The sequence below is a fragment of the uncultured Winogradskyella sp. genome (assembly GCF_947498005.1).
Classification (GTDB): Bacteria; Bacteroidota; Bacteroidia; order Flavobacteriales; family Flavobacteriaceae; genus Winogradskyella.
In genome coordinates, this window is the sequence record NZ_CANMIW010000002.1 from 326913 (window position 1) to 351585 (window position 24673).

At 32.7% G+C, this 24673-nt stretch carries 15 protein-coding genes and 1 tRNA gene; 14 read left to right on the forward strand and 2 right to left on the reverse strand.

The features are described from left to right. Positions 1–3 precede the first annotated feature (3 nt). The 6 genes from Q0891_RS04850 to Q0891_RS04875 all read left to right on the forward strand — a co-directional run bounded on the left by Q0891_RS04850 (position 4) and on the right by Q0891_RS04875 (position 7144). A complete protein-coding gene (locus tag Q0891_RS04850) occupies positions 4–1170 on the forward strand; it encodes a formimidoylglutamase (protein WP_299099298.1) in 1167 nt (388 codons plus the stop codon). Between the two features lie 159 nt (positions 1171–1329). Further along, positions 1330–2685, forward strand: a complete 1356-nt coding sequence (gldK, locus tag Q0891_RS04855; RefSeq protein WP_299099300.1) for a gliding motility lipoprotein GldK — start codon at positions 1330–1332, stop codon at positions 2683–2685. Between the two features lie 75 nt (positions 2686–2760). Next, positions 2761–3399: a gliding motility protein GldL gene (gldL, locus tag Q0891_RS04860; protein ID WP_299099302.1), complete on the forward strand. Its 639-nt coding sequence runs from the start codon at positions 2761–2763 to the stop codon at positions 3397–3399. Between the two features lie 49 nt (positions 3400–3448). After that, positions 3449–5023 carry a gliding motility protein GldM gene (gldM, locus tag Q0891_RS04865; RefSeq protein WP_299099304.1) on the forward strand — a complete coding sequence of 525 codons (1575 nt, stop codon included), beginning with the start codon at positions 3449–3451 and terminating at the stop codon, positions 5021–5023. A 50-nt stretch (positions 5024–5073) separates the two neighbouring features. Next, on the forward strand, positions 5074–5985 hold the full coding sequence (gene gldN, locus Q0891_RS04870) for a gliding motility protein GldN (protein ID WP_299099306.1): 912 nt from the start codon (positions 5074–5076) through the stop codon (positions 5983–5985). 118 nt (positions 5986–6103) lie between these two features. Continuing rightward, positions 6104–7144 (forward strand): FAD-binding oxidoreductase, encoded by a 1041-nt coding sequence (locus Q0891_RS04875; protein WP_299099308.1) that lies wholly within the window; start codon positions 6104–6106, stop codon positions 7142–7144. Positions 7145–7188: 44 nt separating this feature from the next. On the opposite strand, the gene Q0891_RS04880 is transcribed toward Q0891_RS04875, so the two are convergent. Continuing rightward, a complete protein-coding gene (locus Q0891_RS04880; protein ID WP_299099310.1) occupies positions 7189–7572 on the reverse strand; it encodes a DUF983 domain-containing protein in 384 nt (127 codons plus the stop codon). A 112-nt stretch (positions 7573–7684) separates the two neighbouring features. Here Q0891_RS04880 and Q0891_RS04885 point away from each other — a divergent pair, with 112 nt between their 5' ends. The 8 genes from Q0891_RS04885 to Q0891_RS04920 all read left to right on the forward strand — a co-directional run bounded on the left by Q0891_RS04885 (position 7685) and on the right by Q0891_RS04920 (position 19041). Beyond that, positions 7685–9595: an ABC-F family ATP-binding cassette domain-containing protein gene (locus Q0891_RS04885; RefSeq protein ID WP_299099312.1), complete on the forward strand. Its 1911-nt coding sequence runs from the start codon at positions 7685–7687 to the stop codon at positions 9593–9595. A gap of 69 nt (positions 9596–9664) precedes the next feature. Continuing rightward, positions 9665–10804 carry an HlyD family efflux transporter periplasmic adaptor subunit gene (locus Q0891_RS04890; RefSeq protein WP_299099314.1) on the forward strand — a complete coding sequence of 380 codons (1140 nt, stop codon included), beginning with the start codon at positions 9665–9667 and terminating at the stop codon, positions 10802–10804. Next, positions 10804–14001 (forward strand): efflux RND transporter permease subunit, encoded by a 3198-nt coding sequence (locus tag Q0891_RS04895; RefSeq protein WP_299099316.1) that lies wholly within the window; start codon positions 10804–10806, stop codon positions 13999–14001. Before Q0891_RS04890 ends, Q0891_RS04895 begins: the two co-directional genes overlap by 1 nt. Further along, positions 13991–15310, forward strand: coding sequence for a TolC family protein (locus Q0891_RS04900; RefSeq protein WP_299099318.1), 1320 nt, complete (start codon positions 13991–13993; stop codon positions 15308–15310). The genes Q0891_RS04895 and Q0891_RS04900 overlap by 11 nt, the downstream gene beginning before the upstream one ends. Positions 15311–15322: 12 nt before the next feature. Continuing rightward, positions 15323–15505 (forward strand): CPXCG motif-containing cysteine-rich protein, encoded by a 183-nt coding sequence (locus tag Q0891_RS04905; protein WP_299099320.1) that lies wholly within the window; start codon positions 15323–15325, stop codon positions 15503–15505. A 130-nt stretch (positions 15506–15635) separates the two neighbouring features. After that, on the forward strand, positions 15636–16478 hold the full coding sequence (locus tag Q0891_RS04910; protein ID WP_299099322.1) for a Two component regulator three Y domain protein: 843 nt from the start codon (positions 15636–15638) through the stop codon (positions 16476–16478). Positions 16479–16646: 168 nt separating this feature from the next. Then, a tRNA-Met gene (locus Q0891_RS04915) sits at positions 16647–16719 on the forward strand. A gap of 402 nt (positions 16720–17121) precedes the next feature. Then, entirely contained in the window at positions 17122–19041 is a 1920-nt protein-coding gene (locus tag Q0891_RS04920) for a T9SS type A sorting domain-containing protein (RefSeq protein ID WP_299099324.1), read from the forward strand. 636 nt (positions 19042–19677) lie between these two features. On the opposite strand, the gene Q0891_RS04925 is transcribed toward Q0891_RS04920, so the two are convergent. Next, a complete protein-coding gene (locus Q0891_RS04925; RefSeq protein WP_299099326.1) occupies positions 19678–24465 on the reverse strand; it encodes a hypothetical protein in 4788 nt (1595 codons plus the stop codon). Positions 24466–24673 lie beyond the last annotated feature (208 nt).

Here is a 24673-nt window from a genome sequence, read left to right on the forward strand (position 1 = left end):
ACTATGAATTTTAATTTTTTAACGCCTGTATCAGATGCGGTTTTGGCTCACAATGAACTAACAGCGCAACAATCACTAGGAAGAAAAATTAAAATACATTCACGCCAAAACGGACTACCTGATTTAGAAGGTGTACAATTAGCAATTATTGGCGTACAAGAAAATAGAAACGACGTTAATTATATTGGTGCCAAAATTAATTTTGATACTATCAGGAAAACTCTCTACACATTATTTCCTGGTAATTGGCACACAACATTAGCAGATCTTGGTGATATAGAACCAGGTGAAACAGTTGAAGATACTTATTTTGCAATCCGTACTGCAATAGCAGTTTTAGTAGAAAAAGATATTATACCTATTATTTTAGGGGGAAGTCAAGATTTAACTTACGCTAATTATAGGGCATATGATGCTTTGTTGCCTATGGTAAACATTGCAAGCATAGATACTAATTTTGATTTAGGTGATGCAAGTCTTCCTATTAAGAACAATAGTTATGTTGGTAAAGTAATTGTTGAGGAACCTTATAATCTCTTTAATTATGCAACAATAGGATATCAAACTTATTTTAATTCTCAAGAAGAATTAGATCTCATAGAAAAGTTGTACTTTGAAGCCTACCGTTTAGGAGAGATATCTGGAGACATTAATAAGGTAGAACCTTTATTAAGAGATGCACACATTGTATCTGTAGATTTAAAATCTGTAAGAGCAGCTGAGGTTAGTGATAACCAAAAATATTCGCCCAATGGATTTTCAGGTAAAGAGATTTGCGCTATCAGTAGATATGCAGGTATTAGTAATAAGGTATCGTCGTTTGGTATTTATGAATATCATGGGTCAAAGAACGATAATGCAACATCTATGTTAGTGGCTCAAATGATATGGTATTTTATAGAAGGTGTTAATTGTAGAGTAAATGATGATTCATTTAAAGACGAAAAGTATTATCAGAAATACAATGTATTAGTTGAGGATGATGAATTAATATTTTTCAAAAGTTTAAAAACTGGGCGTTGGTGGATTGAAATACCTTTTTTGCCAAATGTTAATAATAAATTAAAAAAGCATACGTTATTACCATGCATGCACTCCGATTATGTGTTAGCAACGCAAGGTGAAATACCAGAACGTTGGTATAAAGCTTACAGGAAGAATAGCTTCTAATTTGTGCATTTTGTCGGATTTTTACGTTTTTTCAGTCGACGAAATGCTTATTTTAAGGATGAAATGCAAAAAAAATGAAAAAAAAGTTGTTTATTCGAAAATATATAAATATGTTTACGACCTCAAAAATAATAATGACTAATTTAACCTCGAGTTACTATGAATATTAAGAAGTTTATTTTACTAACCGCAGTACTAGTTTTGGTAGCCAGTTGTAATTCTGGAGACCGTGGACAATTGGTAGGAGTCAAAGGTAAAGCATGGCATCCAGAAAAGCCATATGGAATGACACTTGTTCCAGGTGGAGCTTTTATTATGGGTAAATCTGATGATGATTTAGCTGGTGTACAAGATGCACCTACTAGAACAGCAACCGTTCGTGCATTTTACATGGACGAAACAGAAATTACAAATAGCGAGTATCGCCAATTTGTAGAATGGGTAAGAGATTCTATTCTAAGATTAAAATTAGCTGAAATGGCTGACTTAGAAGGAAAGACACCAGGAAGTGGAGATATTGGAGAATTTGCATATAAAGATGCAAACCCAGAAGATCTTAACGCTTACGAGAGCTACATGCAAAATACCTACGGCAATGAGCAAAGAAAAATTAATCGTGACGTTGAGTTATTTTTAGATACAGATGATTATCCAGATGAATTGTACGCAGAGGTTATGGACGGTATGTATTTACCTTTAGAAGAGTCATATAATGGACAACGTACTTGGGATGTGAAACAATTTAAGTTTCAGTATACCTTTATGGATATCCAAAAAGCAGCGAAAAACAGAGGTCTTAAGCGTTCTGAGGTTGTAGTTCAACAAGAAGTTGAGGTATATCCAGATACTACAGCTTGGATTAGAGATTTTGCATACTCTTATAACGAACCAATGCACAATGATTATTTCTGGCATGATGCTTATGGCGCATATCCAGTAGTAGGTGTATCTTGGAAACAAGCACAAGCCTTCTGTCAGTGGAGAACATTATATCACAATGCGGATAGAAAGAAAAGAGGTGTACACGCTGTAAATTCTTATAGATTACCATCTGAAGCTGAGTGGGAATATGCTGCTCGTGGAGGATTACAAGGTGCCTCATATCCTTGGGGTGGACCTTACACTAAAAATGATAGAGGTTGTTTTATGGCAAACTTTAAACCATTACGTGGAGATTACGCAGCAGATCAAGCTTTATATACAGTAGAAGCTGATGCTTATGATCCAAATGATTTCAACCTATATAACATGGCTGGAAATGTTTCAGAATGGGTAAATGGTTCTTACGATCCTGCATCATATGAATATGCATCGTCAATTAATCCAAATGTAAATGATCCAAACAATGCTCGTAAAGTAGTAAGAGGTGGATCTTGGAAAGATGTTGCTTACTTCTTACAAGTAAGTTCAAGAGATTACGAATATGCAGATTCTGCAAGAAGTTATATCGGATTTAGAACAGTTCAAGATTACATGGGAACTGAAGTAACGAATAACACAGCAACTAATAAATAAAACTTAACTTAAACTATATATTAATCCCAAATTGAGTCTAACAACCAAACTCAATTAAAACTAAAATTTAAAATCATGGCACAAAAGAAATTATCAACAATGAATATGGTCTACGGACTTGGAGCTGCAATTGTAATTATTGGAGCATTATTCAAAATCCAACACTGGCCTTATGGTTCTGCTATCCTTACTTTAGGAATGATTGTTGAAGCAGTAGTATTTACAATCTCAGCTTTTGAGAAACAAGGAGATGACTTAGATTGGTCATTAGTTTACCCTGAATTAGCTGGTGGTCAGTCAGCAGGTGGTAAAAAGAAAAAAGCAATAGAAGAGCCTAAAGATGCTGAAGGTTTATTATCTAAAAAATTAGATAACTTATTAAAAGATGCAAAAATTGATGGTGCTTTAATGGCAAGTTTAGGAGACAGCATTAAAAACTTTGAAGGTGCAGCAAAAGGAATCTCTCCAACTGTAGATTCAATGGCAGCACAAAAGAAATATAGTGAAGAAATGTCTTTAGCAGCAGCTCAGATGGAATCTTTAAACAGTCTTTATAAAGTACAAATGGACAGTGCTAACCGTCAAGCAGCTATTAACGAAGAAGCTGTTGAAAATGCAACTAAATTAAAAGAGCAAATGCAATCTTTAGCGTCTAACCTTTCATCTTTAAATGGTGTTTACGGTGGAATGTTATCTGCAATGAATAAAAACTAATTGGTTTTATAATCGATTTAATTAATAAACAATTAAAAACTAATTAGAAATGGCAGGAGGAAAACAGTCCGCAAGGCAAAAAATGATTAACCTAATGTATTTGGTATTTATTGCAATGATTGCAATGACAATGTCAAAAGAAGTATTATCTGCATTTGGTTTAATGAACTCTAAATTTGATAGCGCTAATGAATTAGCAGCTACTTCAAATGAAGGTATACTTTCTCAACTAGAGAAAAAAGCTGAGGAGAAGCCGCAAGAATTTGCTGTAGTAGCAAGTAAAGCACAACAAATTAGCAAAGTATCTGATGCTTTTTACAAGTTTATCGAATCTGTAAAAGAGGAAGATATTGTTAAAAAAGGAGGATACATTAGAGAAGAAAATGGTCAGTTACCTTACGAAGAAATGGATAAAGGTGATAAACTTGATGAACTTTGGTTTACGGGTGATCGTTATACTAAGCGTGGTGACGAGATCGTTGCAGCAATAGCTAAGTATAAAACTGATATCAAGAAGATCGTTGGTGATGATGTAAAATGGTCTAAAGTAATTGAAAGTTTTGAAAAGCGTTTCAGTTTAGAAGAAGTTGTAGATAGTGAAGGAGCAAAGAAAAAATGGTTAGATTATCATTTTCAAGGCTTCCCAGCAATTGCATCTTACACTAAGTTAACTGCTATGCAAAATGATATTAAAGCTACTGAGACTAATATGTACAATGGTTTCTTAGGAAACTTAGTAACAGAAGCAGTATCGTTAAAAAACTATAAAGCTATTGTATTAGCTGATAAGTCTGCATTTTTTGCAGGTGAAAAGTTTCAAGGTAGAGTTGTATTAGGTAAATATGCTAATGTAACACCTACTAAATTAAGTGTTCAAGGTCAAGAAATTGATTTAACTAACGCTATTGATTCTACTGGAGCGGCAAAATTAGATTTCAGTGTTGGTAATGTTGGTGAGCACCAAGTTGAAGGTAAATTTACTTTTATTGAAGACGGAAAGCCATTAGATATTCCAATTATAGGAAACTATGTTGTTGTACCAAGACCAAACTCTGCTACAATATCTGCAGACAAGATGAACGTTGTTTATCGTGGTGTTGCTAACCCAATGACTATTTCTTTTGCTGGTGTCCCAGATAATAAGGTTTCTGCAAGTGGAGCTGGTTTATCTAAAGCTTCAGGTGTTGGAAAATACTTAATGAAGCCAGGTTCAGGTAGAGAAGTAACTATTAATGTTTCTGCTACTTTAGATGATGGTTCTAGAGCTAGTGATCAACAAACATTTAGAATTAAAGATATTCCTAAGCCTACAGGTACTATATCTGGTAAAGATGGTATTGTAAAATTACCTAAGCGTAACTTAGAGATTGGTACAGTGGGAGCTAAATTAGAAGATTTCGTATTTGATTTACCAATTAACGTAACATCTTTTAAAGTAAAAGTTCCTGGTCAGCCAACTGTAATAGTATCTGGTACTAAGATGAATAGCCAAGCAAAATCAGCAATTAAAAGAGCACGTAAAGGTGACGTTGTAACGATTTTTGATATCAAAGCTAAGATTCAAGGAAATGCTTCTTACAGATTAAAAGGAGTGTCACCAGTTGCTGTTGAAGTAACGAACTAATTGATAGAAGTATCAATAAAATAAAATCCCAAATTATAATAAAAAATAAGATGAATTTAAAAAGCTTTTTATGTATAGGAATAGGCGTGTTAGCTGCAAACACTATGTTTGCGCAGGCTAATATCCTAAATGCAAAAATACCAGAAGAAATTGGTATGAAAACTGAAGCGCAGTTACTTCTAGATAACGACAAGCCTTTAGAATATGGATATGTTGGTGATAGAGATATCTTATTTTCTAAAATGACTTGGGAAAAGATTGTCTTAGACGAACGTGCTAACTTTCCATTATATTTTCCAATTGAAGATAACTTAGGTGATGATAGAAAATCATTATTTAAAGTATTAATGTCTAACATTGAAGATGGTACAATTCCAAAGGTATATGCAGATGCATATTTCACAGAAGAACGTACTATGGAAGATTTAGCACCAGCTTTAAAAACAGAATTTATTACTGATGAAGGTATTGAATGGATGAATGCCGAAGGTGTATCAGATACATCAGAAGTTCCTGAAGAATATGTTATTCGTCGTGAAATTGGAGCAGCAGATATCAATTCTTATTTAGTTAAAGGATTATGGTATTTTGATAAGCGTCAAGGTGAATTAAAGTATCGTATCTTGGCAATTGCACCTGCAGCGCCAGATGTTAACTTTATTGATTCTGATGATGAAGCTAATAAAGAACCAATAGGATTATTTTGGGTGTTTTTTCCAGAAATCAGAGACATTCTTCATGAAGCTAAAGCATTTAACAACAAGAACAGTGCAGTGCCACTTTCATTCGATCACTTATTAAACAGTAGACGTTTTAGTGGAGTAATCTACAAAGAAGAAAATGTTTATGGTGATAGAGAAGTTAAAGAATATGTTGCTGAAAATGCATTAATGCAGCTGTTAGAATCTGAGCGTATCAAAGACAAAATCAGAAATTTTGAACAAGATATGTGGAGCTACTAATTAGCTACAACATAAAATATATAAAAGCGCTCACTTATTAAGTGGGCGCTTTTTTTTGCAATCATATTATTGTTATTACTAAGGTGATCAGCGAATAGAATTATTTATTTTTGCATGTATGAAAGAAGTAGATTACATCATCGTTGGTTGTGGGTTAGCAAGTATTGCGTTTTGCGAAGTATTACAGAAAGAAAATAAAACCTTTCGCGTGTTTGATGATCAATCTCAAAAATCATCTATTGTTGCTGCAGGATTATATAATCCTGTAATCTTGAAGCGTTTTTCAGAAGTTTGGAAAGCTAAGGAGCAACTCGCCATTGCAATTCCTTTTTATTCTAGCTTAGAAAACAAATTAGATATTTCCATAGATTATAAACTTCGAATTTTAAGGCGTTTTACTTCTATTCAAGAACAGAATAAATGGTTTACAGCAAGTGACAAACCGAGTCTAGAAGACTTTCTTTCTACTGTATTAGTTAAAAATGATAATGATTGTATTGATGCAACTTTAGGTTTTGGTGAAGTTTTGCATGCTGGTAGAATAGATACTAAAATGCTTATTAATGGTTATCGTGATCATTTAAAGGAAAATGATAGTATTGAGGAAACCACATTTGAACATAATAAGTTACAAGTTCTTTCAGAATTTGTTACCTATAAGGACATAAAAGCCAAACATATTGTATTTGCAGAAGGTTTTGGTGTTAAACAAAATCCCTTTTTTAAAGAAATACCGTTAACAGGGTCAAAAGGCGAAATAATTACCATTAAAGCAGTTGACTTACAAATTGATTATGCTATAAAATCTTCTGTATTTATTATTCCACTTGGAAATGATTTGTACAATGTTGGAGCCACATATAATAATGACGATAAAACTAACACACCTACAGAGAAAGCAAAAGAAGAACTTATTTCAAAATTAAAAACCTTTTTAAAATGTGATTTTGAAATAGTGAAGCACGTTGCAGGTGTAAGACCAACAGTAAAAGATAGAAGACCTTTAGTTGGTAGACATGCTGTACATAAAAATTTATATGTGTTAAATGGATTAGGTACGCGAGGTGTTATGATTGCACCTTATGTGGCAGGTAAATTATTTCAACTTATTGAAAATAATCACGCTCTAGATTCTGAAATTGACGTGAATCGATTTTAGTATCTTAAATTCTAAAGATGAAGTTGAAGCTTTTTACAAATCCGTTAAGCTTTACTTTTTTCTTTATCATAACTTATAAAAAAGTTAATCCATATGTTGCGAGAAAGCCGCATTATTATAGGCATAAACACCACTAGTGTTACAATAATTGCTATAAATGCAGTAATAACGGAAGATTCAAAGATAGAGTAGCTAACTACAAAAGCAGTTACTGCAAAAGCGACAGCTACAGCGTAACTTACATACATAGAGCCATAAAAGAATGAAGGCTCTATTTCATATTTAGTATTACAATGAGAGCATGTCTCATTCATTTTTATAATTTCTGATAGTGCGTATGGGTTTTTATTCACGTACATAGATTCTTGATGACATTTGGGACATGCACCAAAAAGAATACTATATAATTTCATTCCTTTTCTAATCATAATTAAACCTTTACTTTTGCATTTTTAAAAACAATACAAAGATAAAATTTAAAAATCCTTGTATTGTAACAATTGTAACTTAATTAAGTGCATTGTCATATTCTAAATTCTTATGTTAAATATCCATAATCTTTCTATATCATTTCAAGGAGAATACCTTTTTGAAGAAATTACATTTAAACTGGGTCTTGGAGATCGAATAGGTTTAATAGGTAAAAATGGAGCTGGTAAATCTACTATGCTCAGAATTTTATCTAAAGAACAAGAAGCCGATTCTGGTCAGATTGCTGCAGATAAGGATATGAAAATTGGGTTTTTAAAACAAGATATTGATTTTGATTTAGGAAAAACCGTTTTAGAGGAATCGTATCAAGCTTTTAAAGAAATCAAGAAGTGCGAAGCACAATTAGAAGAGATTAATACACAGCTAGCTGAGCGTACAGATTACGAAAGCGAATCGTATAACCAACTTATGATTGATTTAAATGACGTACAACATCAGTACGAGATTTTAGGTGGTTATAATTATCAAGGTGAAACAGAAAAAATTCTTCAAGGTTTAGGTTTTAAGCGTGAAGATTTTGATAAATTAACAGATACGTTTTCTGGTGGATGGCGAATGCGTATAGAATTAGCAAAGCTTTTACTTCAAAATAATGATTTGTTACTTTTAGATGAGCCAACGAATCACTTAGATATTGAATCTATAATTTGGTTAGAAAACTTTTTAAAAGGTTACAGTGGTGCAGTAGTGATTGTATCTCACGATAAAATGTTTTTAGATAATGTTACCAACAGAACTATTGAAATTTCATTAGGTAGAATTTACGATTACGCTAAACCATATACTCAGTTTTTAGCTTTACGTAAAGAAATGAAAATTCAGCAATTGGCGGCACAAAAGAATCAAGAGAAACAAATACAACAAACCGAAAAGTTAATTGAAAAATTTAGAGCCAAAGCTTCAAAAGCAACGATGGCACAATCGCTAATTAAAAAATTAGATAAGATTGATAGAATTGAGGTGGATGAGGATGATAACAGCGTTATGACCCTTAATTTTCCGGTCTCAGTAACACCCGGAAAAGTAGTTGTAGAAATTGAAAATGTTTCTAAAAAATACGGCGATTTACAAGTGTTGCATAATGTAAATTTGTCCGTGCCAAGAGATATAAAAACGGCCTTTGTTGGTCAGAACGGTCAAGGAAAGTCAACTTTAGCAAAAATTATAGTTGGTGAATTAGAACATGAAGGTAAGTTAAACCTAGGTCATAATGTGCAAATTGGTTACTTCGCACAAAACCAAGCTGAGTATTTAGATGGTAATAAAACTGTTCTAGACACAATGATTGATGCTGCTAATGAAACCAATAGAAGTAAGGTTAGAGATATTTTAGGATCGTTTCTATTTAGAGGTGAAGAAGCCGAGAAATATGTTAGAGTATTGTCTGGAGGTGAGCGAAACAGATTAGCATTGGCTAAGTTGTTATTACAACCGCTCAATGTTTTAATAATGGATGAGCCAACCAACCACCTAGATATAAAATCTAAAAATGTATTAAAGGAAGCATTAATAAAATTTGAAGGCACTTTAATTTTAGTATCTCACGATAGAGATTTTCTACAAGGCTTAACAGATACGGTTTACGAGTTTAAAGACCAAAACATAAAAGAGTATTTAGGTGATATTGATTTTTATTTAGAAAAACGTAATCTCGAGAACCTACGGGAAGCAGAAAAAAGAACAGTTATTGCTAATACACCTAAAGAAAGCAATAAACAGAATTACGAAGACCAAAAGAAATTGAAATCTTTAAATAACAAGTTGAGTAATATTGAATCTAAAATTAATCAACTAGAAAAAGATATTAAAACTGATGATGTAAAATTGGCAACTGATTATGATAAAACAGCTTCAGATCCAAAGTTTTTTGATGCTTATCAGAAAAAGAAAAAATCATTAGAGCAGTTAATGGAAGATTGGGAAACAATCCAATTTCAACTTGATGAGATTTCAGGTTAACAATTAAGTTTTTTTTAACGTAGTGGCTCAAGTATATAGGTAAATTTGCAGCTTACCGACCATCTCATTATGTTAAGAAAAATTATTTTATCTGTGCTAGGCATTGCATTTCTTGTAGGTGCCTTTATTTATGCAAACTATTTAATTGATAATAAGCACAAGCCTAAACCCGTTGTACCCAAGGTTGTTAAAACCGTAATCGTAGATACGGTTAAAAATGGAATTGTTCCTGTTGTAATTTCTGCCAATGGAAATTTAAGCAGTAAACAACGTGTAGAATTATACTCAGAGGTACAAGGGATTTTTAAAGCAGGTTCAAAACTATTCAAACCAGGACAAAAATTTACTAAAGGAGAAACCCTTATACGTTTAGATGCATCAGAATATTATGCTAGTGTGCAATCTGCAAAAAGTGAATTGTATAATAGTGTAGCTGCAATAATGCCAGATTTACGTTTAGACTTTACAGAAGTGTATCCTAAATGGCAAGCATATTTAAATGGTTTCGATTTAAATAAAACAACTCCAAAACTTCCAGAGATTTCAGGTGAAAAAGAAAACTATTTTATTACAGGTCGTGGTATTGTTAGTGCATACTACAATGTTAAAAACTTAGAACAGCGATTAACTAAATATAGAATTGCAGCGCCATTTACCGGTATTTTAACAGAAGCATTGGTTACAGAAGGAACTTTAATTAGAAGCGGTCAAAAATTAGGAGAGTTTATAAACCCTTCTGTATATGAAATGGAAGTGGCTATAAGTAAATCTTATGCAGATATCTTAAAAGAAGGCGAAAGTGTTAGTTTAACTAGTTTAGATAAGACCAAAGCTTACCAAGGTATTGTATCTCGTGTTAATGGAAGTATTGATGCGACAACCCAAACTATAACTGTATACATTGAGGTAAAACACGAAGATTTAAAAGAAGGCATGTACCTTGAAGCTAATTTAAATGCTGAGAAAATTGAAAACGCCATTGAGATTGATAGAAACCTTTTATTGGACAGTCAAGAAATATATGTTGTTAACGATAGTTTGTTAGATGTTATTACCGTGAAGCCAGCTCATTTTTCTGATGAAACAGTAGTTTTAAAAGAAGTGCCAAACGGAACTATAATTTTAAAAAAGCCAGTTCCTGGCGCTTACGCAGGTATGCATGTAAAAGGTGTAAAAACTAATGTTTCAACAAATGATACGATTCAATAATGAGAAAAATAATTGAATATTTCATAAGATATCATGTTGCAGTAAATGTTTTAATAATAGCATTTATAATTTTTGGTGTAATTGGAGCAGTATCCTTAAAGTCATCCTATTTTCCGCTAACTGAGTCTAAAATCATTACGGTTGCTATAGCTTATCCAGGAGCCTCTCCACAAGAGATAGAGGAAGGAATTGTACTTCAAATTGAAGATAACCTTAAAGGATTAAAAGGCGTTGATAGAGTAACATCTACTTCCAGTGAAAATGGTGGAACTATAACGGTTGAAATAGAAAAAGGAGAGAGCTTAGATTTTATGTTGCTAGAAGTTAAGAATGCAGTAGATCGCGTACCTTCTTTTCCAACAGGTATGGAACCATTAGTAGTATCTAAACAAGAAGCCGTAAGAGAAACAATTTCATTTGCTATTAATGGTAAAGATATTCCGTTGGCAACGCTAAAGGAATTAGCGAGGCAGGTAGAAACGGATTTGAGAGCTCTAGATGGCATTTCTCAAATTGAACTTTCTGGCTTTCCAGAAGAAGAAATAGAAATTGCAGTTAACGAACTCGATTTGCTAGCCTATAATTTAACCTTCAATGATGTTGCCGTTGCAGTAAGTAATGCAAATATTTTAGTTACAGGTGGAAATGTAAAAACCGTTGCTGAAGAATACTTAATTAGAGCAAACAACAGACAATACTATGGTAAGGAACTCTTAAATATTATTGTTAGAGCCTCTTCAGACGGAAAAGTCATTCGATTAAAAGATGTTGCTGTAGTAAGAGACCGATTTTCTGAAACGCCCAATGCTACTTATTTTAATCAAAATTTAGCGGTTAATATTACTGTTACAAGTACTAATAATGAAGATTTGATTTCTTCCGCAGATAAAATTAAAGCCTATATTGAACAGTATAATCAAAAATATAATAATGTAAAATTAGAAGTAGTTAATGATAGGTCCATAACATTAAATCAAAGAACAGATTTATTAACGGAAAATGCCATTGTAGGTATGCTGTTGGTATTACTGTTTTTATCAATTTTCTTAAATACACGTTTGGCATTATGGGTTGCTTTTGGTTTACCTATATCGTTTTTAGGGATGTTTATTTTTGCAGCGCAGTTCGATGTAACCATTAATGTATTATCATTATTCGGAATGATTATTGTAATTGGGATTTTAGTTGATGATGGTATTGTAATAGCAGAGAATATCTATCAGCATTATGAAAAAGGAAAAAAACCTATCCAAGCAGCTATCGACGGTACATTAGAGGTAATTCCACCAGTGGTTTCTGCAATTATAACCACATTATTAGCTTTTTCTCTATTCTTCTTTTTAGATAGTAGAATTGGTGAATTTTTTAGTGAAGTCGCTGTTATAGTGATTTTAACCTTAGTAGTCTCATTAATTGAAGCTTTAGTGATATTGCCTGCACATTTGGCACATTCTAAAGCATTAAGAACACAGAAAGTAGATGAAAACCCATCTAAAATAAAACGATTTTTCTCATTTATGAGGGGCATTAATACTGGTGGAGATCGCTTTATGGCTTTTTTAAGAGATAAAGTTTATACACCATTACTAGATAGAGTTTTACGTTATAAAATTTTCTCTTTGGGAGTGTTTATTGCTTTATTGATATTAACATTTGGTTCGCTTGGAGGTGGAGTCATTGGTGTTACCATATTTCCTAGAGTAGCTAGTGATGCTGCCAATATAGAATTGGTAATGCCTGCAGGAACCAATGTGAAAATTACAGATTCTATTATTTCCTTAATTGAAGAAAAATCATTTATTGTAAATGAAGAACTTACTGAGAAATACTTAAAAGGAACTGGCAAACAATTGTTTGAAAATACAATAATAGATATCAGTAGTAGCTCTAGCGCAAGATTAAGAATAAACTTATTACCAGGAGAAGAAAGGCCAGATGAGATCAAGGCAGATTTAGTTACTAATCGACTAGAGGAATTGGTTGGGCCAGTAATAGGAACCGAACGATTAATCTATGGTTCTGGTGGTAATTTTGGAGGTAGCCCTGTCTCTGTGTCCTTGCTAAGTAATAATATAGAAGAGTTAAAAGCTTCAAAATTAGAGCTTAAAAAGTATTTAGAATCTAATCCATTACTTAAAGATATCGGTGATAACGATCCTGCAGGTATTAAAGAAATCAGATTAGAACTTAAAGAGAGTGCTTATTTGTTGGGCTTAGATCTGAGTAGTGTAATGTCTCAAGTACGTGCTGGTTTTTTTGGTGCGCAAGCCCAACGTTTTCAAAGAGGACAAGACGAAATTAAAGTTTGGGTTCGTTACGATTTAGAAAATAGAAGTTCTATAAACGATTTAGATGCTATGCGCATTGTAACCACTTCTGGTAAGCGTGTTACTCTAAAAGATATTGCAGATTATAGTATTGCCAGAGGTGATGTTGCAATTAATCACTTAGAAGGTAAGCGAGAAATTCAAGTCTATGCAGATTTAAAAGACCCAAGTACTAGTAATACAGATATTATAGATGATATTAAAACATCTTTTATACCTCAATTACGGTCTAAATATCCTTCTATTAATGCATCTTATGAAGGGCAGAATAGAGAAAAAGATAAATTAACTGGTTCTTTAGGAGTAGCTGGTCCAATAATATTATTATTAATCTATATTACCATAGCTTTTACTTTTAGAAGTTATTCACAGCCATTTTTACTTATTTTACTAATACCTCTAAGTTTAACGGCTGTTGCTTGGGGACATTGGTTGTTAGGCTTTCAAGTTAATGTATTATCGCTCTTAGGGATTATTGCCTTAATTGGTATTATGGTAAATGATGGACTTGTTTTAATAGGTAAGTTTAATAGTAATTTAAAGGAAGGAATGGCCTTTGAAATGGCACTGTCCGAAGCTGGAAAATCACGTTTTAGAGCGATATTCTTAACTTCAGTAACAACAATAGCTGGTTTAGCACCTCTATTATTAGAGAAAAGTAGACAAGCTCAGTTTTTAAAACCAATGGCAATTTCAATTTCTTTTGGTATTGCATATGCCACTATACTAACGTTATTAGTTTTGCCACTATTCTTGTCTTTTAGTAATAGTATAAAAAAGAACGGAAAATGGTTAGTGACAGGTAAGGATGTTACAAAAGAAGAAGTAGAACGAGCAATTATTGAACAAAATGAAGCTAATGACCACTAATGTTAAAATTATAATACTTTTTATTTTGTGTCATTTGAGTATAAATGCACAAGAAATATTAACAAAAGAAGAGGCGGTATCTAGTGCTTTAGAAAATAATTACGGTGTTAAAATTGCTAAAAACGCAGTTTCTGTTGCTGATAATAATAAAAGTATTCTTAATTCAGATTTTTTACCAACGGTTTCGGCAAGTGCAGGTGCTAATTATTATGTAGATAATACAGAAGCGGAATTTTCAGACGGAAGAGATGATGCGGTTTTAAATGGTGCTGAGAGTTCTAATTATAATGCCAGTATAACTGTTAATTACACCATTTTTGACGGATTGGGTAGACGTTATAATTATAAACGATTGAAGGAACAATATCAGTTGTCCGAGTTACAAGCAAGAGAAACTATTGAAAACACAATATTGCAATTGTTTTCTGTTTATTATAATGTAGCACAACTTACGGATAATTTAAATGCCTTAGAAGAAACTTTAAATAACACAAAAGATAGGCTGCTTAGAGCAGAATATCAATTTGAATATGGCCAAAATACGAAACTAGAAGTTTTAAATGCTGAAGTAGATATAAATACAGACAGTATCAATATAATTAATACAAAGCAAGATATAAAAGTTGCTAAACGCGATTTAAAACTTGTTTTGGGAGAATCATTTTCTACAGATTTTAATGTTGAAACAGAAGTTGCTTTTTTACTAGAATTGCAAAAAGATAGTTTATTCGAAAAGGCAAAATCTCGTAATATATCATTATTGCAAACTGATAAAAATATAGCCATTAGTAAATTGGATATCAATTCGGGAAAATCAAATTATTTGCCCACTATTGATTTGTACGGCTCATACGGTTGGAATAAAAATAACAACAACGCTGTAGCTTTATTGGCAGTTTCTACGAACACAGGTCTTTCTACAGGTTTGAGTCTTAGTTGGGATATATTCGATGGAGGTTCGACTGTAACAACAATAAGAAATGCAAAATTAGATTTAGAAGCTCAAAAACTTCAAAAGGAGCGTATTTTATTAACCATTGAAAGAGACTTTAATAACGCTTGGGATAATTATCAGAACAAATTAGAGATTTATAATATACAGGAAAAGAATATCATTACGGCTCAGAATAATTTTGATCGTACCGAGGAAAAGTTCAAAATTGGTCAGGTAAATTCAATTGAGTTTAGGCAAGCACAGGTTAATTTACTTAATGCAGAATTAAGTAGAAATCAGGCAAAGTTTTCTGCTAAACTATCAGAGTTAGAAGTGCTTCAAATCAGTGGCGAATTGTTGAATATTAAGTTTTAAATAAATCGGGTTATGGACGAGTATTTTTTTCAATGTCCTTATTGCTGGGAGCAAATTTCAATGCTTATTGATAGGTCTCAAAGCCGTCAAAAATACATAGAAGATTGCGAGGTTTGTTGCAATCCAATTCAATTATCAATCGTTATTGAGAATCAGGAAGTTGTAAGTTTTTATGCGGACAATATAGAACAATGATTGACTATAATAGTCTGATTATAAACATTTTTAGTTTTTACTATGTAGTTCATCGAAAAATGTTGTCGTTTATAGTGTAATTATGTATATTCGTTGCGTTATTGTGTCCCTCCACAAAAATCTACTAGTTATGAAGACACTAAAAATAACAATTCTATTCTGTTTAGTATCAGCATTTTCCTTTGCTGAAGTTTCTCAAATTCAAAAAGCAGCACTTGTAGATTTATATAATGCAACTAACGGCGAAGCTTGGAAAAATTCATGGGATTTAGAAGAGCCAGTTTCCTCATGGTACGGAATAACGTTAAAAGATGATAATGTTGTCGAAATTAATATGAGTTTCAATGACATGGAAGGTACCTTACCGGAATCAATTTCAGATCTAGAATACCTTAAGGTCCTAAATTTAGCTTTTAATAAATTAGAAGGTAAATTACCTAAATCATTAACTTCTATAATTACTTTAGAAGAATTGAAGCTGTTTTCTAATAAGTTTAATGGTTCTATACCAGGAGACATTGGCAATTTATCAAACTTGAAATCTTTAGAATTATATAATAATGATTTTTATGGCGCAATACCTAATTCAATAGGTGACTTAACTAATCTAGAAAATTTAATGCTAAGTAGTAACTTATTAATGGGAACACTACCAGCCAGTTTATCAAAATTACAATCATTAAAAGTTTTGAGTGTATTTGATAATAATTTATTTGGCACAATTCCATCTTCAATAGGTCAACTAACAGAATTAGAAGAGTTAGTGTTATCTAACAATGCTTTTTATGGAAATTTGCCTGGAGTTTTAGTAGAATTAACAGGTTTGAAAACATTATTGTTAAGCAATAATCAATTCAAAGGAAATTATGCTGTGTTAAAAGAATTACTACCTAATATTGTAGATTTTGATTTAGATGAAATAAATTTAAAAGGAGCTATTGCAACCTTAGATAATGAAGATGATGAGGACTAAATTATAATCATATAATGAGAATAACTATAGCGCTAATTTTTATTAAGCGTTTTTTTGTATTAAGTCTTTTGTATATTAAAAAAAGTATTATCTTTGCAGTCCTAAAATGATATAGTCGGCATTATGAACCGAAAGTTAAAAGCTAAGAAAATCATTTTATAATTAAATCGCGGGATAGAGCAGTAGGTAGCTCGTCGGGCTCATAACCCGAAGGTCACTGGTTCGAGTCCAGTTCCCGCTACTAAGTTTAAATTATTGAAAAACGGTTTAGTTTGCGCTAAACCGTTTTTTTATTCCTTTAAGTAATACCTTTCATGGTAATTCACTATAAGAGAATTTTATCTTTCTTTCTCATCATTAAACTTTATATCGATTTCAAAAAAACTATTAGTTAACGTGCTATACTTCAGTTTCTTAATCTATATTTTTGTAGTAAATAGACTATATTTTAGTGTTGTTTATCGATTAATTTGTTCTTATTATCTGATATTGTAAGAAAAACACTTGCATTTTGTCTAAAAAGATTAGAAAATATTTCTTCTTATCAAAAAAAATAGTATTTTCGTTTAAATGCAAATAAATCCGACAAAGTGTAAAATTGTAAAGTTCGGTTATAGTGTCTGTTTTATAAATACCAATTATTATGTTACGTTATTATCGTTTTTTAAATACTACTTCAATTTTTAAAAATAATTATTTTAAATCTAATTATAAGGTTAGATATTACTTAGCATTTGTAATGCTATTTGCTATGCTGTTGTCAAGTCAAGCGCAGCTAAGTGTTAGAAACAATAACTACATATTTGTTAATGACGAAATTGTATTTGTAAATAATGCAATTACGTTAGGTGAATCAGATTCAAAATTTTATCTAAGAGATGAAGCTCAGCTTATACAAGGTGAGGAAACTTCTTTAAATACGGGAATAGGAGAGTTGAGCGTCTACCAAACGGGTAATTCTAGTACTTATACCTATAACTATTGGTGTTCTCCAGTAGGTAATAATTCTATAGCGCAAGGGAACGAGGCTTCGCGCGTTAATCTCATTAATGAGGCTACTAATAATGTGACTTTAGACGATCCAACTGGTTTAATATCTAGTGCTAACGTTTCTTTTACTTCTGGTTTTGATGGGTTTTCATCACCTGTTTTAACGATATCTAATCGTTGGTTGTATACCTATAGTACGTCTAATAATTATGCAGATTGGAATTATGTAGGAGAATCGTCATCAATTTTACCTGGTTTAGGTTTTACTATGAAAGGCGTAGCAGGTACAAACAATCAATTGTATGACTTTAGAGGAAAGGCGAATAATGGTACAATTAGCAATATGGTTACACCAAATAAGTTTACACTAATTGGCAATCCGTATCCATCTGCTATTGACGCTTTGTTGTTTATTCACGATCCTCAAAATACAACTTTGAATAATGGTCCATCGCCTCAACCTACTACAACAGGTGCTTTATATTTCTGGGAACAATCTGATGAAGGGTCTCATAATGTTGCTGATTATATTGGAGGTTATGCTTCTTACACCATTTCTGATACAGGAATGGAGAGCTTTGTTAATGCCATGTTTTCTGCCTATGACGGTTATGGAAATTCTGTTCCATTAGCTCCGTCACCTAGTGGTAATATGGGATCTAAAATATCAAAACGTTTTATTCCTATTGGTCAGGGTTTTATGGTAGAAGGTGCGAGTGGTATACCATTGGGATCAAATGTGTATGTTAAGAATGCACATAGAGTGTATGAAAAAATATCTGATAATAGTAGTGTCTTTTTTAGAAGTGCTGTAACACAAAAAAATGCATCTTCAGAAGGAGCAAATGAAGTTTTATATAATGAATATGGACTAAATATTGTGCCAAGTGATTATAAAAGATTTCGTTTAAATGTTACTTTCAATGATCAATTTACAAGGCAATTAGTACATAATTTTCATGATAGTGCTACACCTAACTTTGATTATGGATTAGAGGCTAAATCGCCTAGTGAAGCACCAACTGACGCTTTCTGGATACTAAACACTGAGCCTTTTACGATACAAGCAAGCGCATTTACTCCAGATTTGACGATACCAGTTGCCGTGAAGTCAGAGAATCAACAACAATTAAAGTTTAGTATTTTCGATATTCAAAATTTTGAAGAATCTCAACCTATTTATTTACATGATATAGAAAATGATATTTATATAGATCTAACGCAGCAAGACTATGATATAAATATTGAGGCCGGAAATTTTAATAATAGGTTTCAAATTGTATTTGTAAATGCTAGCACATTGAGTGCAGATACAATAAATAAACACCAGTTGGATGTTTTAATAAACAATGAAAATTCAGTATTTAGTCTTTTAAACCCAAATAGCCGAAATTTAAAATCTTTTCAGATCTACGATGTCAACGGGAGAGAGGTTTTAAATTATTCAATTTCATCGTTACAAGAGCGTTATGAATATTCTTCAAAGCCTTTAAGTGATGGGATTTACATCGCCAAAATTCAAGTTGAGGGTAATACATCATTCACTAAAAAGCTTATTGTAACACAAAAATAATGGGGTCCACTAATTGTTTATTTTATGAATAATTATTTTCTTCTAAAGATTTTGATAAGCTATTAAAATTCAGCAATATAATTAAGTTTAGTTTGAAGCAAAGGAAATTCAATACATAAATTGTTCTATCTAATTATTGATTATTAGATATTTACTTGCTCAATATTTAATTATCTAAATAGATAAGCTGATTAATTATTATTACATAACCTAAGTTCTAAAATAATTTATATTGCGCTAAGTATTTATTACGTTTTATATAACAACAAATAAACTCAACTTTGACTATATAATTAGCTTTGTTGCTGCTAGTAGATAAATCTTCCATCTATTTATAATAAAGTCTAAAACATTAATTTTAAGACGCTCTAATCTGTTGCATTTATATCTAGTTAGGTTTAATGTTTGAATATATTGATAATGACACAAGAAATATCTTTAATTTGAGTGATAAAACCTTGTAATTGAGGTTGAGTAGATTAATTATAGCTTTTTCTGAATACTAATAAGAATGTATTTAAACTGTCGGTTTGAAAAAAAACTTATATAAACCTCTTATTAATGTTTAGTACAAAAAAAAGTCAAGATGAACTTACAAGTTCATCTTGACTTTTTTTTAATACGGTGTATAATGATTTAGTTTACTGTAGCCGTAACATTAGATTCTGAATATCCCCAATTGTCACTTCCAATATTTCTTCCCCATAGTGATATCGTATAGGTTCCACTACAATTACTATTTGTTCCACTAGTACCTCCGTAACCAGTTGTGTTGTCATGATTGACTTCGGAAAAACTTCCTCCAGATAAATTGATATCAGAACAATCACCACTTCCGATTAAACGGACTTCAAAGTTTAAAGTATCAGTAGTGCTAGTTCCCGTTAATTTAACAATTGTTGACCAATTAACTAATATAACATCACCATCTAAAACATCTAATGAAGCAGAGGAACTAGAAATTCTTCTCCATTCATCTGAGTTATTATAGTTTGCACTAGTTCCTCGAGCAAATGTAGCACTCCTGGTTGATCGAATGTTTAAAACACCTTCACTGTCTGCATATACTACTCTGTTTCCTGAATTACTTAATTCTCGTACGCGGACAGATCCATTATTAATATCTAACTTTTGAGTTGGAGCAGTTGTGCCGATACCTAGCCCAGTTGTGGTCAAAGTCATACCTGTGCTGGTGACTACTGCTGTACCTGCAGTAACACCTTCTGCTATTTCAAATGACATTGCAGCATTTACATTGTTATCAACATTTACGCTAATTCGTGCTGCATTGCCATCTACATCTGGTATTCTAGAAGTGTTGTTAAATGTAATATTTGCGTTTCCACCACCATCATTAGCTGTAAGTGCTACTGATCCTGTATTGATGCCGGTTTCTAATCTATTTACTGCAATTTGTGTATGTGTTGATGCTGCTCGACCTACTTGAATAATGCCACCATTCACATTTAGTTTTTCCTCAGGATCTGACATACCAATTCCTACTTTATTAGTATCCGCGTCCACTGCAAATGTATTACCGTCCACACGAAAAGCATTATCAGCTGAACTAGCAAAATGAAGAGTGTTAGTATTTAAGTTAACTGTACGGTCAGATGTTAAAGTTCCATTAGTACTATAAATATTGTCATTAATTCCACCACCAGCTGCCACAATTTCAGCGGCTGTTCTTCTTCTAATATTACCGCTTGAGTCTCTAGTTAGAATATTATCTGTTGCATCACCACTATTAACGGTTCTTATCCTTAAGTCTCCATTGATATCTAGTTTAGCAGTAGGATTTGAAAGGCCAATACCAACTTCGTTATCACTACCTTCAATAACTAAAGTACTAGAATCGAAATTAACATCGAAGTTATTCTGTGTGATATAACGATTTGCAGTAATAATACCATTATTGCTGTAAAAATTATCATCGCTTCCACCGCCAGCAGCCACAATTTGCGCAGCTGTTCTACGACGAATATTTCCGCTAGAATCTCTTGTTAAGATATAATCACTGTCTTCTCCGTTATTAACGGTTCTAATTCTAGCCGTACCACTAACATCTAATTTAGCAGTAGGATCACTTATGCCAATACCAATATTACCTCCATCTTCTATAAAGAAATCATCCGTGTTATTTGTACCTAATCTTACTTGTCCGGATCCACGATTACGGAAATACATAATACCATTACCTTCATTGTCAATAATGAAATCGCCATCTGTGCCATTATTTCTAATAATCTCGGCATCATTAGAAGCGTCCGCATCTGAGTGGAATTGTATTCTAGAGTTTCTGTTACCAGTACCCATTTCGTTAAGTCTAAAGTCTCCATCGCGAGAAACATTTGTTCCTAATCTACTATTCCCATTAACATGAAGTCGTTCAGCGGGAGTAGTGGTTCCAATACCAACATAACCGTTATTGTTAATTCTTACTCTTTCATTATTATTTGAATAAATGGCTAAAATTCCATCTCCTTGTTGTTGTAAACCTGTATCAGTATCACCAATGGCTAAATCTATATTAGGATTGCTAGTGCCAATACCTACATTATTAGAACTCCCATCAATAACCAAGGTGTTTGCATCAAAATTAACATCGAAGTTGTTCTGAGTAATATTACGATTACCAGTGATAGTACCACTTGTGGAATATATATTATCATCACTTCCGCCACCAGCTGCCACAATTTCAGACGCTGTTCTTCTTCTTATATTACCGCTTGAGTCTCTAGTTAGGATATTATCAGTTGCCGCACCATTATTAACGGTTCTTATTCTAAGGTCTCCATTGATATCTAGTTTAGCAGTAGGGTTTGAAAGACCAATACCAACTTCGTTATCACTACCTTCAATAACTAAAGTGCTAGAATCGAAATTAACATCGAAGTTATTCTGTGTGATATAACGATTTGCAGTAATAATACCATTATTACTGTAAAAATTATCATCGCTACCACCTCCTGCAGCCACAATTTGCGCAGCTGTTCTACGACGAATATTTCCGCTAGAATCTCTTGTTAAGATATAATCACTGTCTTCTCCGTTATTAACGGTTCTAATTCTAGCAGTACCACTAACATCTAATTTAGCAGTAGGATCACTTATACCAATACCAATATTACCTCCATCTTCTATAAAGAAATCATCCGTGTTATTTGTACCTAACCTTACTTGTCCGGATCCACGATTACGTAGATACATTATTCCGTTCCCTTCGTTATCGATAATTAGGCTACCATCTACGCCATTATTTCTAATAATTTCAGCATCATTAGAAGCGTCCGCATCTGAGTGAAATTGTATTCTAGAGTTTCTGTTACCAGTACCCATTTCGTTTAGTCTAAAGTCTCCATCGCGAGAAACATTTGTTCCTAATCTACTATTCCCATTAACATGAAGTCGTTCAGCGGGAGTAGTGGTTCCAATACCAACATAACCGTTATTGTTAATTCTTACTCTTTCATTATTATTTGAGTAAATGGCTAAAATTCCATCTCCTTGTTGTTGTAAACCTGTATCAGTATCACCAATGGCTAAATCTATATTAGGATTGCTAGTGCCAATACCTACGTTATCTGAGCTACCATCAATAAATAAAGTGTTGGCATCAAAATTTACATCGTAATTGTTTTGTGTTATATTACGAGTACTTGTAATTGTGCCACTTGTGGAATATATATTATCATCACTTCCGCCACCAGCTGCCACAATTTCAGCTGCTGTTCTTCTTCTAATATTACCGCTTGAGTCTCTAGTTAGAATATTATCAGTTGCCGCACCACTATTAACGGTTCTTATTCTAAGGTCTCCATTGATATCTAGTTTAGCAGTAGGGTTTGAAAGACCAATACCAACTTCGTTATCACTACCTTCAATAACTAAAGTGCTAGAATCGAAATTAACATCGAAGTTATTTTGTGTGATATAACGATTTGCAGTAATAATACCATTATTGCTGTAAAAATTATCATCGCTTCCACCACCAGCAGCCACAATTTGCGCAGCTGTTCTACGACGAATATTTCCGCTAGAATCTCTTGTTAAGATGTAATCACTGTCTTCTCCGTTATTAACGGTTCTAATTCTAGCCGTACCACTAACATCTAATTTAGCAGTTGGATTACTTATACCAATACCAATATTACCTCCATCTTCGATAAAGAAATCATCCGTGTTATTTGTACCTAACCTTACTTGTCCGGATCCACGATTACGTAGATACATTATTCCGTTCCCTTCGTTATCGATAATTAGGCTACCATCTACGCCATTATTTCTAATAATTTCGGCATCATTAGAAGCGTCCGCATCTGAGTGAAATTGTATTCTAGAGTTTCTGTTACCAGTACCCATTTCGTTTAGTCTAAAGTCTCCATCGCGAGAAACATTTGTTCCTAATCTACTATTCCCATTAACATGAAGTCGTTCAGCGGGAGTAGTGGTTCCAATACCAACATAACCGTTATTGTTAATTCTTACTCTTTCATTATTATTTGAGTAAATGGCTAAAATTCCATCTCCTTGTTGTTGTAAACCTGTATCAGTATCACCAATGGCTAGATCTATATTAGGATTGCTAGTGCCAATACCTACGTTATCTGAGCTACCATCAATAAATAAAGTGTTGGCATCAAAATTTACATCGTAATTGTTTTGTGTTATATTACGAGTACTTGTAATTGTGCCACTTGTGGAATATATATTATCATCACTTCCGCCACCTGCAGCTACGATTTCTGCTGCTGTTCTTCTGCGGATATTACCATTTGAGTCTCTAGTTAATATATTATCAGAGTCAGCACCATTATTTACAGATCTAATTCTGGCTGCTCCATTAACATCTAATTTTGCAGTTGGATTGTTAGTACCAATACCAACTTCATTTTCATTACCTTCAATAACTAATGTATTAGAATCTATATTTAGTTCGTAATTACCGGTCGTAAGTGTTCTGTTGGCATCTAATATTAGATTAGAATTTGCAATATTGGTATCTGATCCTGTCGTTATATCGCTTATAGGTACCGTTGCCGTATTACCATTTTCTAGCGTAATGCTTAGATTAGCTCCTATAACACTAAAGTTAGATACTTTTTGATTATCGGCATTAGAGCCAGCTGCGACGCGAACCCATACACTATTATCCCAATAGTAGTATCCAGGCTGAACATCACTGATCAGTTGTGTATTGTAAATTAATAGACTTTCAACATTACCACCAGTAATGGTTGTGGTATCGTTTGTGCTAGTTAACTCTACTCTGGGAATTAGAATACCTTGTGAATTTGATTCTATATCCAAGATTGAAGAAGGATTAGGTGTTGTAGTTCCTATACCTACCTGAGCATTGGAATAAGTGCAAAAGCCAAAAAATAATATGGCAATTTTAAGGCTTGTCGAGAATTGAGGTTTCATTTTTCTGTTATTTGATGGTACAAATAAATATAAAAATCCGATTAAATGCAAGTTTTTCCGATAAAATGTAAAATTGTAGGCGGAATTTCTTTCTAATTTGATTCAATATGTAAGAAAAATGACAATAATTTTTTGTTGTATGCCTTTTTTTAGAAGTTATTAATTGATGGTTAAATCTACTTATTAGAAAAATAAGCAATACCTTACA

Excerpts from the sequence above, each read along its gene's own strand:
- Q0891_RS04850 (WP_299099298.1), top strand. The coding sequence starts at position 4 with ATGAATTTTAATTTTTTAACGCCTGTATCAGATGCGGTTTTGGCTCAC.
- gldK (WP_299099300.1), top strand. The coding sequence starts at position 1,330 with ATGAATATTAAGAAGTTTATTTTACTAACCGCAGTACTAGTTTTGGTA.
- gldL (WP_299099302.1), top strand. The coding sequence starts at position 2,761 with ATGGCACAAAAGAAATTATCAACAATGAATATGGTCTACGGACTTGGA.
- gldM (WP_299099304.1), top strand. The coding sequence starts at position 3,449 with ATGGCAGGAGGAAAACAGTCCGCAAGGCAAAAAATGATTAACCTAATG.
- gldN (WP_299099306.1), top strand. The coding sequence starts at position 5,074 with ATGAATTTAAAAAGCTTTTTATGTATAGGAATAGGCGTGTTAGCTGCA.
- Q0891_RS04875 (WP_299099308.1), top strand. The coding sequence starts at position 6,104 with ATGAAAGAAGTAGATTACATCATCGTTGGTTGTGGGTTAGCAAGTATT.
- Q0891_RS04880 (WP_299099310.1), bottom strand. The coding sequence starts at position 7,572 with ATGATTAGAAAAGGAATGAAATTATATAGTATTCTTTTTGGTGCATGT.
- Q0891_RS04885 (WP_299099312.1), top strand. The coding sequence starts at position 7,685 with ATGTTAAATATCCATAATCTTTCTATATCATTTCAAGGAGAATACCTT.
- Q0891_RS04890 (WP_299099314.1), top strand. The coding sequence starts at position 9,665 with ATGTTAAGAAAAATTATTTTATCTGTGCTAGGCATTGCATTTCTTGTA.
- Q0891_RS04895 (WP_299099316.1), top strand. The coding sequence starts at position 10,804 with ATGAGAAAAATAATTGAATATTTCATAAGATATCATGTTGCAGTAAAT.
- Q0891_RS04900 (WP_299099318.1), top strand. The coding sequence starts at position 13,991 with ATGACCACTAATGTTAAAATTATAATACTTTTTATTTTGTGTCATTTG.
- Q0891_RS04905 (WP_299099320.1), top strand. The coding sequence starts at position 15,323 with ATGGACGAGTATTTTTTTCAATGTCCTTATTGCTGGGAGCAAATTTCA.
- Q0891_RS04910 (WP_299099322.1), top strand. The coding sequence starts at position 15,636 with ATGAAGACACTAAAAATAACAATTCTATTCTGTTTAGTATCAGCATTT.
- Q0891_RS04920 (WP_299099324.1), top strand. The coding sequence starts at position 17,122 with ATGTTACGTTATTATCGTTTTTTAAATACTACTTCAATTTTTAAAAAT.
- Q0891_RS04925 (WP_299099326.1), bottom strand. The coding sequence starts at position 24,465 with ATGAAACCTCAATTCTCGACAAGCCTTAAAATTGCCATATTATTTTTT.